The sequence below is a fragment of the Massilia oculi genome, from assembly GCF_017582745.1.
Classification (GTDB): domain Bacteria; phylum Pseudomonadota; class Gammaproteobacteria; order Burkholderiales; family Burkholderiaceae_D; genus Telluria; species Telluria oculi_A.
Window position 1 is genome coordinate 291906 of record NZ_JAFVIM010000002.1, and the last position, 12716, is coordinate 304621.

12 protein-coding genes are annotated in these 12716 nt (G+C 68.7%); 9 read left to right on the forward strand and 3 right to left on the reverse strand.

What is annotated here, in order from left to right:
- Positions 1–66: 66 nt before the first annotated feature.
- Positions 67–261 (forward strand): hypothetical protein, encoded by a 195-nt coding sequence (locus J3U95_RS03485; RefSeq protein WP_208277272.1) that lies wholly within the window; start codon positions 67–69, stop codon positions 259–261.
- A 64-nt stretch (positions 262–325) separates the two neighbouring features.
- The gene (locus J3U95_RS03490) at positions 326–1027 is read left to right on the forward strand and encodes a YjjG family noncanonical pyrimidine nucleotidase (protein ID WP_208277273.1); all 702 of its coding nucleotides are present in this window, start codon (positions 326–328) and stop codon (positions 1025–1027) included.
- Between the two features lie 2 nt (positions 1028–1029).
- Here the strand turns inward: J3U95_RS03490 and J3U95_RS03495 are convergent, their stop codons facing one another.
- Positions 1030–2247: an MFS transporter gene (locus J3U95_RS03495; RefSeq protein WP_229519614.1), complete on the reverse strand. Its 1218-nt coding sequence runs from the start codon at positions 2245–2247 to the stop codon at positions 1030–1032.
- Between the two features lie 140 nt (positions 2248–2387).
- On the opposite strand from J3U95_RS03495, the gene J3U95_RS03500 reads away from it, so the two are divergent.
- Positions 2388–2993: a TetR/AcrR family transcriptional regulator gene (locus tag J3U95_RS03500; RefSeq protein WP_208277274.1), complete on the forward strand. Its 606-nt coding sequence runs from the start codon at positions 2388–2390 to the stop codon at positions 2991–2993.
- Positions 2994–3005: 12 nt separating this feature from the next.
- Here J3U95_RS03500 and J3U95_RS03505 read toward each other — a convergent pair whose 3' ends face one another.
- Positions 3006–4568 (reverse strand): GGDEF domain-containing protein, encoded by a 1563-nt coding sequence (locus J3U95_RS03505; RefSeq protein WP_208277275.1) that lies wholly within the window; start codon positions 4566–4568, stop codon positions 3006–3008.
- Between the two features lie 216 nt (positions 4569–4784).
- Between J3U95_RS03505 and J3U95_RS03510 the strand changes: the two genes are divergently transcribed.
- Genes J3U95_RS03510 through J3U95_RS03520 form a run of 3 tightly spaced genes read left to right on the forward strand, consistent with a single transcriptional unit; the run spans position 4785 to position 8635 of the window.
- Complete coding sequence (locus tag J3U95_RS03510; RefSeq protein ID WP_208277276.1) at positions 4785–5423, forward strand: (2Fe-2S)-binding protein; 639 nt, start codon at positions 4785–4787, stop codon at positions 5421–5423.
- Between the two features lie 3 nt (positions 5424–5426).
- Entirely contained in the window at positions 5427–6419 is a 993-nt protein-coding gene (locus J3U95_RS03515) for an FAD binding domain-containing protein (protein WP_208277277.1), read from the forward strand.
- Positions 6420–6421: 2 nt separating this feature from the next.
- On the forward strand, positions 6422–8635 hold the full coding sequence (locus J3U95_RS03520; RefSeq protein ID WP_208277278.1) for a xanthine dehydrogenase family protein molybdopterin-binding subunit: 2214 nt from the start codon (positions 6422–6424) through the stop codon (positions 8633–8635).
- 6 nt (positions 8636–8641) lie between these two features.
- On the opposite strand, the gene J3U95_RS03525 is transcribed toward J3U95_RS03520, so the two are convergent.
- Positions 8642–9607: an AraC family transcriptional regulator gene (locus J3U95_RS03525; protein WP_229519615.1), complete on the reverse strand. Its 966-nt coding sequence runs from the start codon at positions 9605–9607 to the stop codon at positions 8642–8644.
- A gap of 109 nt (positions 9608–9716) precedes the next feature.
- On the opposite strand from J3U95_RS03525, the gene J3U95_RS03530 reads away from it, so the two are divergent.
- The 3 genes from J3U95_RS03530 (at position 9717) to J3U95_RS03540 (ending at position 12665) form a co-directional block, all read left to right on the forward strand.
- Positions 9717–10196, forward strand: a complete 480-nt coding sequence (locus J3U95_RS03530; RefSeq protein WP_208277279.1) for a (R)-mandelonitrile lyase — start codon at positions 9717–9719, stop codon at positions 10194–10196.
- A gap of 142 nt (positions 10197–10338) precedes the next feature.
- Positions 10339–11388: an NAD(P)-dependent alcohol dehydrogenase gene (locus J3U95_RS03535; protein WP_208277280.1), complete on the forward strand. Its 1050-nt coding sequence runs from the start codon at positions 10339–10341 to the stop codon at positions 11386–11388.
- Positions 11389–11465: 77 nt separating this feature from the next.
- Positions 11466–12665 carry an MFS transporter gene (locus J3U95_RS03540; protein ID WP_208277281.1) on the forward strand — a complete coding sequence of 400 codons (1200 nt, stop codon included), beginning with the start codon at positions 11466–11468 and terminating at the stop codon, positions 12663–12665.
- Positions 12666–12716 lie beyond the last annotated feature (51 nt).

Below are 12716 nucleotides of genomic sequence, written 5' to 3' on the forward strand. Positions count from 1 at the left end.
GCGCGCCGCGCCGCCGGGCCGCATGATAAGGTAGCTTGAACCGCATTCCAGCAAGGAGACCGCATCATGCACGCAGCGCTTCACTCCACCCCGCAGGCGCACCGGATGCCGCCGCGCTTTTCGATCCACGCTCATCGGGCGCCCGATCCGGCCCCGATCGAAGAACCGATGCCCGAGCCCTTCGACACCCCGCACCCGCACCACCAGCCGGTGCACCTGCCGCAGGACGAGGAACCGGTGCCCGATCCCAAGCCGAGCTGACGCGGAGCGCGTCCCGGATGAGCGTGCTACCATGAAGCCATAGTTGTACTCTCATCCCGACGTAATGAAACACCGACTCTTCCTGTTCGACCTCGACGATACCCTGCTCGATTTCCGCGCTTCCGAACAGCGCTCCTTCATGCGCACCATGGAGCAACTCGGCGTGCGCGAGCAGGTCGGCGCTTTGTTCCAGCAATACCAGGCGACCAATCTGGCGCTGTGGCGCAGCTTCGAACAAGGCGCCGTCACCAAGGATTTCCTCAAGGTCGAGCGCTTCCGCAAGACCTTCGCGGACAACGGCATCGAGATCGATCCGCAGCGCGCCAGCGACCTGTACCTCGAATCGCTGACCGACACCGTGGTGCTGGTCGACGGCGCGGCCCAGCTGTGCGAAACCCTGGCCGGCATCGGCGAAGTGGGGATCATCACCAATGGCGCCCACCAGATCCAGCACCGCCGCATTGCCAGCTCCGGGCTGCAGGGCCACCTGTCCTTCGTCGCCACCTCCGAAGCCTGCGGCTTCGCCAAGCCCGACAGCCGTTTCTTCGAGTTCACCAGCAAGATGGCGCGCAGCTTCGCCAAGCACGAGACCGTGATCGTCGGCGACCGCCTGGACGCCGACATCCTCGGCGCCAACCGCTTCGGCATCGAGAGCTGCTGGTTCAATCCCGGCCGCCTGGCCAACGACTCGCAGGCGATCCCGAGCTGCGAGGTCGCCAGCCTGCACGATATCGTCGCGTCGCTGCGCGGCCTGGCCGCCGCCTGAATTCAGTGCCCGGCAACGGCCGGGCCGCTACGGGCGCCAGGGCGGAAGCCATGCGTCCTGCTCGACCAGGCGATCGCGAAGCCGAGCGTCGCCAGCAAGGCGGTCGACCACGGAAAGGACGCCGCGCCCCAGCGGTCAAGCAGGAAACCACCGAGCAGGCCGCCGCCCGCGATCGCGCCATTCCAGGCCACCACGTTCATCGACAGCGCCACGTCGGCGCCATCGCCCGCGGCGTCGGCCAGGGCCGTCTGCAGCAAGGTGGCCGCGCCGCCGAAGCTCAGGCCCCATGCGGCCACGCCCGCGTACACGACCAGCGGCGCCGCCGACAGCCAGGCGAACAGCAAAGACAGGATGGCGAAACCGCCCAGGCTTGCCAGGACGGTGGCGCGCAGGTGGCTGTCCACCAGCCGGCCGGCGATCCAGATTCCGCCCAGCGCGGCGATGCCGAAGACCAGCAAGACCACGTCGACGCGCCCGGCCAGCCCGGCCTGCGCCACGAAAGGCGCGATATAGGTGTACAGGATGTTATGCGCCAGCATCCACGCGATCACGGTCGCCAGCACCGGACGCACGCCCGGCGTGGCAAGCACCTTGCGCAGCGGCAGGCGCTGGCGGTCCGACTGGCCGGGGTAGTCGGGCACCTTGGCCACCACCCACACCAGCAGCACCACGCACAGCGCCGACATGAGGCCGAACGCCGTGCGCCAGCCGACCGCGCCGCCGAGCCAGGCGCCAAGGGGCACGCCGAGCGATAGCGCGATCGGCGTGCCGACCATGGCGATGGCCATGGCCTGTCCCTGCTGGTGGACGGCGACCATCCGGCGCGCATAGCCGGCCAGCAGGCTCCAGGCCAGGCCCGCAGCCATCCCGGCGCAGAAGCGGGCCGCCAGGGTGAGCGTGAAATCGGAAGACAGCGCGGTCAGCGTATTGAAGACCAGGAAACCGACGATGGTCAGCAACAGGACGCTGCGGCGGCGCCAGCCACGGGTGGCGATGGTGAGCGGAATGGCGGCCAGCACCGAACCCAGGGCATAGGCGGTCACGGTCTGTCCGGCCATCGAACTGGTCACGCCGAGACCCTCGGCGACCAGCGGCAACAGGCCGGCAGGCAGGGTTTCGGTGGCGATGCAGATGAATCCGGTCATGGCCAGGGCCAGCAGCGCCGCGATTGGCAGGCTGCCGGCGCGGGCGGACGGGTGGGGTGTATGTATTGCTTCCATCAAGACTCCTGTCGACGATGACCCGGCCGGGTCGGCAGGGCACTTATATACTGATCGGTATAAATGTAGTTCGGGCAAGCGTCGCTTGTCAACGACTTTTGTACCGATTAGTATTGAAATCGGATGGAAAGGAGAACGACATGGCGACAATGGGCCGCCCCCGACAATTCGACCGCAGCGCGGCGGTGACGACCGCGATGCACCTGTTCTGGGAGCATGGGTATGAATCGACTTCGCTGAGCCAGTTGAAGGCGGGCCTGGGCATTTCGGCGCCGAGCTTCTACGCCGCCTTCGCATCGAAGGAGGCGCTGTTCCAGGAAGCGGTGACGTGCTACCTCGCGTCCCACGGGCGGGTGACCGAATGCCTGTGGGATGCCGGACTCGCACCGCGCGCCGCCATCGAACTGGCGCTCAGGCGGTCGGCCGCGATGCAGTGCGAGGAGGGCCACCCGAAAGGATGCATGGTGTCGCTTGGCGTGATGAGCGCGAGCGGCCCTGGAAACGAGGGAGTGACGGCCGCGCTGGGCGCCTCGCGCGCGCGCACGCGCGCCGGCATCCTGGCCTGCGTCGAGCGCGGCATCGCGCACGGTCAGCTCGCGCCCGCGACCGACCCGCAGGCGCTGGCCACGGTGTTCGACAGCTTCCTGACCGGCCTGTCGACGCTGGCGCGCGACGGCGCGACGCATGAAGGCCTGGATGCGGCCATCACGCAGGTGATGCGCTTGTGGGACGCGGCCTCGCGCTAGTGCGGACCAGCTTCAAGTCGCAGGACCGGCGTCCACCCGGTTGCGGCCCGCATGCTTGGCGTTGTACAGATGCCGGTCGGCGTGTGCGACGAGCTCCCCCGGATCCGCATCGCCGCCGGAAGCCCGGACGAGGACGGCGACGCCGATGCTGGCGGTGACGACGCCGGACGGCGAGTCCTGGTGCGGCAGTTGCAGGGCCTGGATCTCATGGCGCAGCCGTTCCGCCACCGTCATCGCGCCGGCCAGTTCGGTATCCGGCAGGATCACCGCGAATTCCTCGCCGCCGTAGCGTGCCGGCAGGTCGCGGTTGCGGTTGACCTGGGCCGCCAGGATGCGGGCCACCTCCTGCAGGCAGGCGTCGCCGGCCGGATGGCCGTAGCGGTCATTGAACTTCTTGAAGTAGTCCACGTCCAGCAGCAGCAGGGCGGTCGGGGTGCCGGCAATCCGCGCATGGCGCAGTTCGTGCGCCAGCACGTCGTCGAAGCGGCGCCGGTTGGCCAACCGGGTCAGCTTGTCGGTATGGGCGAGCTCCTGCAGCCCGAGGTTGTCGCGCCGCAGGTCGTGCGAATAGGCGCGCAGCTTCTGGTCGAGCCGGTCGCGGATGGCGAATTGCCGGATCAGCTTGCGGGCGAACAGCGCGAAGACGGCGGCGATCAGCACGACCGCGATCCCGATCAGCGTGCTCGAACGCTTCCAGGGGCCGAGCAACTCGTCCTTGGTCTGGCCGACGGCGATCACGAAGGCGAAGTTGTCGACCCGCCGGTAACTGTACAGCCGCTCGATATTGTCGATGCGGGCGACCAGGAAGTCCGAGCCGGCCGCATTGTCCCTGATGGCCTGGAATATCGCGCCGCCCGCCAGGTTGGTGCCGATCAGCTTGTCGTCGAAAGGGCGGCGGTAGATCACCGTGCCGTCTTCCAGGGCCAGCAGGACCGTGCCGGTCTTGCCGACGTCCAGCTCGTCGTAGATGCGTTCGAAGAAATTCACTTTCAGGGTGACCAGCGCCACGCCGGCGAAGCTGCCGTCGGGATGGTCGATGCGGCGCGAGATCGGCAGCACCCAGACCCCGGTGGAGCGGCTCCTGATCGGGTGGCCCACATAGATGCCGCGGTCGGCATGGGTGCGGTGGTACTGGAAATAGGCGCGGTCCGAGTTGTCGCCCCGGGGCGTGCCGACCAGCGAGGACGCTAGCCAGCGACCGTCGGCGGCGTACACGAAGATTCCGTGCAGCTCGGGCGTGGTCCTGGTCAGCACGACCAGGTGGGCCTGGAGCCGCTTCATCGCGGCCGCATCGGTGCCGTCATGTTCCACCCGCTCGACGACGTTCGCCAGGGCCATGGTGGTGGCCTTCATCGCGGTCTCGACCTGGACCCCGACCATGCGCGCCACGTTCGAGGTTGCCACTTCGGTCTGCTCGATCTGCGTATGCCGCGACGACCAGATGAACCAGGCCGCGAACGCGACCAGCAGGCTGCAACCCAGGGCGGTGGCCGCCATCACCAGGCGCACGACGGGGCGCCGCTTGTCGCTTAGGCGGTCGACGTGGCTATCCAGGCTGTCGGTGGATGAATTCAATGCGCCTCACCGGAAGATGGTTGCGATGCACAGGGTTGCAATGCTGTCCAAAAATTGTGCCATTAGAAATAAAACCGTGTCGCCGGACTGCGCTGGTGCGTCTGCGCTTGCCTGATTCTGCACAGTTGTTGCCTTTTCGTTTCGTGCGGCTCGTGTGCGCGGGACGCCTGGTCTACATTCTGGGCACTACCCCATTTCAGACAGAAGGAGTGCGCCATGACGACCGGCCCCGATCCATCCAGCCTGCTTCCCCAGGTAACACAGGTCAGCCGGCGCGAGTTCGTGCTGTCGGTGCTGTCGGTGGCCGCGGCGAGCGGCGCCGTCGGTGCCGGCGAGGCCCAGGCCCGGCCCGCGGACGCCGCGCCGGAAGTCCATGCCGGCGGCGTGCCGCTCAGCTTCACGGTCAACGGGCGGCAGCAATCGCTGACGGTCGATCCCAGGACCTCGGCGCTCGACCTGCTGCGCGAGCGGCTGGCACTGACCGGCGCCAAGAAGGGCTGCGACCATGGCCAGTGCGGCGCCTGCACCATCCACGTCGACGGCCGCCGCGTCGTGTCGTGCCTGACGCCGGCGCTGCAGCTCGAGGGCCGCCGGGTCGACACCATCGAAGGCCTGCAGCGGCCCGATGGCAGCCTGCACCCGATGCAGCAAGCCTTCATCGACCACGACGCGCTGCAGTGTGGCTACTGCACGCCGGGCCAGATCATGGCGGCGATCGCCTGCGTCCGCGAAGGCAATGCGGGTTCGCCCGAGCGCATCAAGGAAACCATGAGCGGCAACTTGTGCCGCTGCGGCGCCTACAACGGCATCGTGGCCGCCATTGGCCAGGCCGCCGGCGAGATGGGAAAGGCGTGAACCATGCGTGAATTCAGCCTGATCCGTGCCCGTTCGCCCGCGCAGGCCGTGCAAGCCATGGCCACCTATCCGGAGGCGCGCCTGATGGCCGGCGGCACCACCCTGTACGACTTGATGAAGCTCGGCGTCGAGCGTCCGCCGGCCATCGTCGACATCAACGCGATCGAGGAATTGCGCGCCTTCGATACTTCCGGCGCGCGCGAGCTGGTATTCGGCAGCCTGGCGCGCATGAGCGACGTGGCGGCCGACCCGCGCCTGGTCAAGGACTATCCGGCGCTGTCGGAATCGCTGTGGCGCGCGGCGTCGCAGCAGCTGCGCAATATGGCCAGCCTGGGCGGCAACGTGCTGCAGCGCACGCGCTGCGCTTATTTCCGTGGCGGCGAGCCGTTCGCCTGCAACAAGCGGCAGCCCGGCAGCGGCTGCGCGGCCCTGGACGGCATCGACCGCGGCCACGCCCTGCTGGGGACGAGCCCCAGCTGCATCGCCACCTATCCCGGCGACTTCGCGGTCGCGCTGGTCGCCTTCGACGCGGTGCTCGACGTGCTGGGCCCGGACGGCGTGCGCAGCATCCCGGTCGAGGCCTTGCACCGTCTGCCGGGCGACCGGCCCGACCTCGAGACCACCCTGGCGCCGGGCGAGATCATCACCCGCATCCGGGTGCCGGTCACGTCCCTCGGGCGCGCATCGACCTATCACAAGATCCGCGACCGGGAATCGTATGCCTTCGCCCTCAGCTCGGCCGCCGTGGCCGTGACGATGGACGGCAAGCGGGTCGCGCAGGCGCGCATCGCACTGGGCGGCGTCGCCACCAAGCCGTGGCGCGCACGCCTGGCCGAGCAGGGACTGGCCGGCCGCGAACTCACCATCGAGACCGCGCTGGCGGCCGGCTTTGCGGCCTTCGCGGATGCCAGGGCCGGACACCACAACGCCTTCCGCATCGAGCTCGGCGCCCGCACGGTGGCCGACGCCCTGATGATCGCTGCACAGAGGACTTGAACATGAGCATGGATATAAATGAGTCGGCATTCCCCAAACAGGCGCGCATCGACGCGCGCGACAAGGTCCGTGGCGCCGCGCTGTACGCGGCCGACCAGGCGCTGCCCGGCATGCTGCATGCGGCGCTGGCGGTGTCCACCATCAACCGCGGCGAGGTGCGGTCCATCGATACCCGGGCCGCGCGGGAGGTGGGGGGCGTGCGGCTGGTGCTGACCCACGCCGACATGGGCGAGTACAAGCCGGCCGGCCACGTGCTGGGCGGCGGCTTCGCCTTCCAGAGCATGCAGCCGATGCTGGAGCCGAAGATCGCGTATCGCGGCCAGCCGATCGCGCTGGTGGTGGCCGACACGCTGGAGGCGGCGCTCGAAGCGGCCTCCTTGATCCGCGCGAAGTATGACGAGCAGCCATTCCAGGTGACCCTTGACGCGCCGGCCAAGGACATCGTGCCGCAACAGGGTTCGCCGCTGCCGCAGCAGATGTTCGCCGACAAGGTGGCGGGCGACGCCGACGCCGCCTTCGCCGGCGCGGCGCACAAGATCGACGCCGAGTACCTGCACCCGCCCCAGCACCAGAACCCGATTGAGCTGGTGTCGACCGTGGCCGAGTGGCGCAAGGGCACGCTGGTGATCCACGAGGGCACGCAGAACAGCGGGGCGATCCGCCACGGCCTCGCGCGCCAGCTGAATCTCGACCCGGCGCGCATCGAAGTGATTTCGCCGCAGTGCGGCGGCGGCTTCGGCCTCAAGAACTCGCTGCAGATGCAGACCCTGTTCGCGGCGGTGGCGGCGCGCAGGCTCGGCCAGCCGGTCAAGCTGGTGGTGCCGCGCAGTCAGCTGTTCCACGACGCCAGCTTCCGCCCGGCCAGCCGCCACCACATCCAGCTGGGAGCCGACGCCTCCGGCAAGATTCTGGCCGCCATCCACGAAGTCGACCAGCAGACTTCGCGCCATGACCTGTTCCCGGCCTCGTACGCCGACATGAGCGCACGCCTGTACGGCATCCCGAATTTCCGCGGGCGCGAGCGGCTGGTGCGCACCGACGTGCAGACGCCGGGCTATATGCGCGCGCCGTTCGAGCACCCGGCGGCGTTCGCCTTCGAATCGGCGGTGGATGAGCTGGCCCAGCAACTGGGCATCGATCCGGTGGACCTCAGGCTGCGCAACGATACGCAGGCCGACGCGCTCAGCGGCAAGCCGCTGTCCTCGCGCTTCATGGCCGAATGCCTGCGCGAAGGCGCGCGCCGCTTCGGCTGGAGCCGGCGCGATGCGCGGCCGGCCTCGATGAAGGCGGCGGACGGCGCCGCCATCGGCTGGGGCGTGGCCTGCGGCGCCTACAAGGCCGCGACCAGCCCGGCGATCGCGCGCATCGCCGCCACCCGCGACGGCCGCATCCTGTTCACGGTGGCCGGCCACGAGATGGGGCAGGGGATGCGCACCGCGATCGCCAACGTGCTGGTGCGCCGTTTGCGGGTCGAGCCGCAGGCGCTGGCGATCCAGATCGGCGACACCCGCGGCGCGCCCCAGCACCTGACCGCCGGCTCCTGGGGCACGGCCAGCGTGGTGCCGGCGGCGGAAGAAGCCGCGCAGGCGCTGCTGGACGCACTGGCGCAGCTGGCGCCTGGTCATGATCCCGCCCTGAAGCCGGCCGAGGTGCTGGCGCTGGCGCAGCGCGAGCGCATCGAGGCCGAGACGCGGCGCAAGGCGCCGGGCCAGCCGGACGCCGTCTACGGCCGCCTGCAGGGCGGCATGCCGGCGCCGGCGGGGCCGGTGTACCCGGAATTCGTGTCGATGAGCTATGCGGCCCACTTCGTCGAGGTGAGCGTGGAGCCGGTGACGCGCCGCATCCGCGTGCCGCGCGTGGTGAGCATGATCGACTGCGGCCGCGTGGTAAGTCCGGTGACAGCCGACAGCCAGGTGCGCGGCGGGGTGGTGTGGGGCATCGGCGCCGCCCTGCGCGAAATCAGCGAGGTCGATCCGCGCTATGGCGGCTTCCTGAACGCCGACCTGGCCGAATATGTGCTGCCGGTGCATGCCGATGTCCAGCACATCGACGTGGGCTTCATCGACCGGCCCGATCCGCTGCTCAATGCGAGCGGCGTCAAGGGCCTGGGCGAGGTGGCGATGGTGGGCGTGGCGGCGGCGATCGCCAATGCCGTGCATCACGCGACCGGCAAACGCATCCGCCGGCTGCCGATCCGCATCGAAGACGTCCTGTAGCGGGGATCAGGCCACGAGTTCCGGCGCCGCAACGGTGGCCGGACGCCGCGCATCGCGCCGCGGCGGCGCGCCGAACAGGCGCGCATACTCGCGCGTGAACTGCGAGCTGCTCTCGTAGCCGACCTCGAACGCCGCCTTGTTGGCGGTGGCTCCCTCGTACAGCATCAGGCGCCGCGCCTCGATCAGCCGCAGGCGCTTCTGGTATTGCACCGGCGTGAGCGAGGTGTAGTCCTTGAAGTGCTTGTGGAAAGCCGACAGGCTCATCGACGCAGCCTGGGCCAGTTCCTCGACCCGCAGCTTCTGGTGGTAAGACAGGCGCAGCATCGCCACCGCGCGGTTCAGCCGCACCGGATGGGCCTCGGGCGCCATCGATGCGCGCAACTGCCGGCCATGCGCGCCGTTGAGCAGCCAGAAATGCAGCTCGCGCATCAGGCCGGGATGCAGGATGGCCACCGCCTCGGGATGCGCGAGCAGGCGCATCAGGCGCCAGGCGCAATCGAGGATCGCCGCGTCGACGTCCTGCACCAGCATCGTCGCCGCCGGGTCCGGTGGCGGGGGCGCCGTTTCTCGCAATTGGTCGGCCAGTTCGGACAGCAGGGCCATGTCGAGTTCGATCGCCAGCGCGATATACGGACGTTCTTTGGATGCGGTCACCACCTGGCCCGTCACCGGCAGGTCGGCGCTGACGATGATCGCCTGGCCTTCGGCGCACAGCTTTTCCTGGCGCCCGGCCAGCAAGTGCTTTTCGCCCTGCAGCACGAGGCAGACGAGCGGCCGGTAGGTCGACTCGAGCTTGTCGCCCGGCTGGTCGAGGCACATCATGCGTACGCCCGGGATGGGCGTGAGCGCCAGGCCGTCGCGGTTGGCGTGGGCACGGGCGTAGTTGGCGACGGCGTCGAGTAATTCCTGGTTCATGGCGGATAGTGTGCCGCCGGTTGGCGCGGCTGTCCAGCGCAGCACGGATGGGTTCATTCATGATGCTGGCTCATATGGCCAATGAGCCGATCGGGTCTACCCGCACGGTTTGTCGAAAGTTATATTGGATTTCCTTCCCATCATCGATGCACTCCAAGGAGAACCCATGAAACTGCTCGCCGCGACTGCGCTGTCGCTGATGTTCGTCGCTCCCGTATTCGCCCGGGCCGCCAAGGACGCGGCGTCGACCATGGTCATCTCGCGCGCCGGCAGCCAGCCGTCGAGCCAGGGCCCGGCACAGAACTTCACCGGCAGCGTGCGCGTCGACCCCCTGTTCCCGGCGCGCGCACCGGCCGTCACTTCGGGCGCCCTCGTCACCTTCGAGCCGGGCGCGCGTTCGGCCTGGCATACGCATCCGCACGGCCAGGTGCTGGTGGTGACGGCCGGCGCCGGCCGCATCCAGCAATGGGGCGGGAAGGTAGAGGACATCCGCCCGGGCGACGTGATCTGGACCCCGCCGGGCGTCAAGCACTGGCATGGCGCGGCGCCGACGACGTCGGTGAGCCATATGGCGATCCAGGAGGCCGTCAATGGCAAGAACGTCGAATGGCTGGAAAAGGTGAGCGACGCGCAGTACAACAAATAAGTCGATTCATGAGTGGTCTTCATAAGCCTAGTCAAAATCTGCGTCGTTTTTCGCATGAATTTGCGACTACCATGCTCCCCTGACAAATCGCGTCACCCATGCCGGGTGCGCTAAAACGACATTGAACGATACGGAAAACATCATGACAGTCAAAGCCTACGGCGCGCATGCCGCCGACAAACCCCTCGAATCCATGGACATCGCCCGCCGCGCCCCCGGCGCCCACGACGTCCAGATCGACATCGACTTCTGCGGCGTCTGCCACTCCGACCTGCACACGGTGCGCGCCGAATGGGCCGGCACCCTGTATCCCTGCGTGCCGGGCCACGAGATCGTGGGCCGCGTGTCGGCGGTCGGCGCCCACGTGAGCGGCCAGAAGGTGGGCGACCTGGTCGGCGTCGGCTGCATGGTCGACAGCTGCAAGGCTTGCGCGGATTGCGGCGAAGGCCTGGAGAACTATTGCGACAATATGGTGGGCACCTACAACGGCCCGACCGCGGATGCGCCGGGCCACACGCTGGGCGGCTATTCGCAGCAGATCGTGGTCAACGAGCGCTTCGTGCTGCGTGTGCGCCACCCGCAGGAGCAGCTGGCGGCCGTGGCGCCGCTGCTGTGCGCCGGCATTACCACCTGGTCGCCGCTGCGCCACTGGAATGCCGGTCCCGGCAAGCGCGTGGGCATCGTCGGCATCGGCGGCCTGGGCCACATGGGCATCAAGCTGGCCCACGCCCTGGGCGCCCATGTGGTCGCCTTCACCACCTCGGAATCGAAGCGCCAGGATGCCCTGGACCTGGGCGCCGACGAAGTCGTGATCTCGAAGGATGCGGACGCGATGGCGGTCCAGGCCAGGAGCCTGGACCTGATCGTCAACACGGTCGCCGCGCCGCACGACCTGGACGCCTTCCTCAACCTGCTCAAGCGCGACGGCACCATGGTGCTGGTCGGCGCGCCCGAGTCGCCGCATCCGTCGCCGCAGGTGTTCAACCTGATCACGAAGCGCCGCGCGATCGCCGGCTCGATGATCGGCGGCATTCCGGAAACCCAGGAAATGCTCGACTTCTGCGCCGAGCACGGCATCGTGGCCGACATCGAGATGATCCGCGCCGACGACATCAACGGCGCCTACGAGCGCATGCTCAAGGGCGACGTCAAGTACCGCTTCGTGATCGATAACGCCAGCCTGGCCGCTTGATCCACCCACCGGCCCGCAACGCGGGCCTTCACGAGCGGCGTCGCCGCTCGTCCCGCATCAACCCTGTTTGCTCAACAATGAATCCAACCATTTCCGCCGCTTGCGACAGCAAGCCGGCCCAGCCCGCGGCATGGGGCGCCGTGATGGCGATGTCGCTCGCCGCCTTCGCCCTGGTCGCCTCCGAATTCATGCCGGTCAGCCTGCTCACGCCGCTGGCGGCCGAGCTGCGCATCAGCGAAGGCCAGGCCGGCCAGTCGATCGCGATTTCCGGCCTCTTCGCCCTGATTACCAGCCTGTTCCTCGGTTCGATCGTTGGACGGCTCGACCGCAAGACCCTGCTGCTGGGCCTGACCTTCCTGATGATCGTCTCCGGCACCGTGGCCGCGTTCGCGCCCAACTACTTCCTGTTCATGGTCGGCCGCGCGCTGATCGGCGTCGCCATCGGCGGCTTCTGGTCGATGTCGGCGGCGACCGTCATGCGCCTGGTGCCGGCGCGCGACGTGCCGCGCGCCCTGGCCCTGCTCAACGGCGGCAATGCGCTGGCGACCGTCATCGCGGCGCCGGCCGGCAGCTATCTCGGCGCCATCATCGGCTGGCGCGGCGCCTTCTTCTGCCTGGTGCCGGTGGCGGCGATCGCGCTCGCCTGGCTGCTGTTCAGCCTTCCCGCGCTGCGCGCCAGCGAAGCCTCGGCGGCGGGCGGCATCCCGCGCCTGTTGCGGCGGCCGGCCGTCGTCCTCGGCATGGCGGCGGTGAGCCTGCTGTTCATGGGGCAGTTCGCGCTGTTTACTTACCTGCGCCCCTTCCTGGAAGGCGTCACCGGCGTGAGCGCCGCAACCCTGTCGCTGATGCTGCTGGTGCTGGGCGTGGCCGGCTTCGTCGGCACGACCCTGATCGGCGCCGTGCTCAAGGACCGCTTGTACCGGGTGCTGGTGGCGATGCCGCTCGCGATGGCGCTGGTGGCCGGCGCCCTGGTCGCCTTCGGCCACTCGGCGGCGGCGGTGACCGTGCTGCTCGCGTTCTGGGGACTGGTCGGGACCTCGGCGCCGGTCGGCTGGTGGACCTGGCTGGCGCAGACGTTGCCGCAGGATGCGGAAGCCGGCGGCGGGCTGATGGTGGCCGTGGTCCAGCTCGCGATCATGCTCGGCGCGACCCTGGGCGGCCTGCTGTTCGACGCCAGCGGCTATCGCGCGACCTTTTACCTGAGCGCGGGCTTGCTGGTCGCTGCCGCCGTGGTTGCGATGCTGGCGGGACGGTCGGCGCGCCATGCCGATTCATGAACAGGAAACATAAGCCCATGCCGTGCCCTTCATGAATCGCGGGATGGCGTT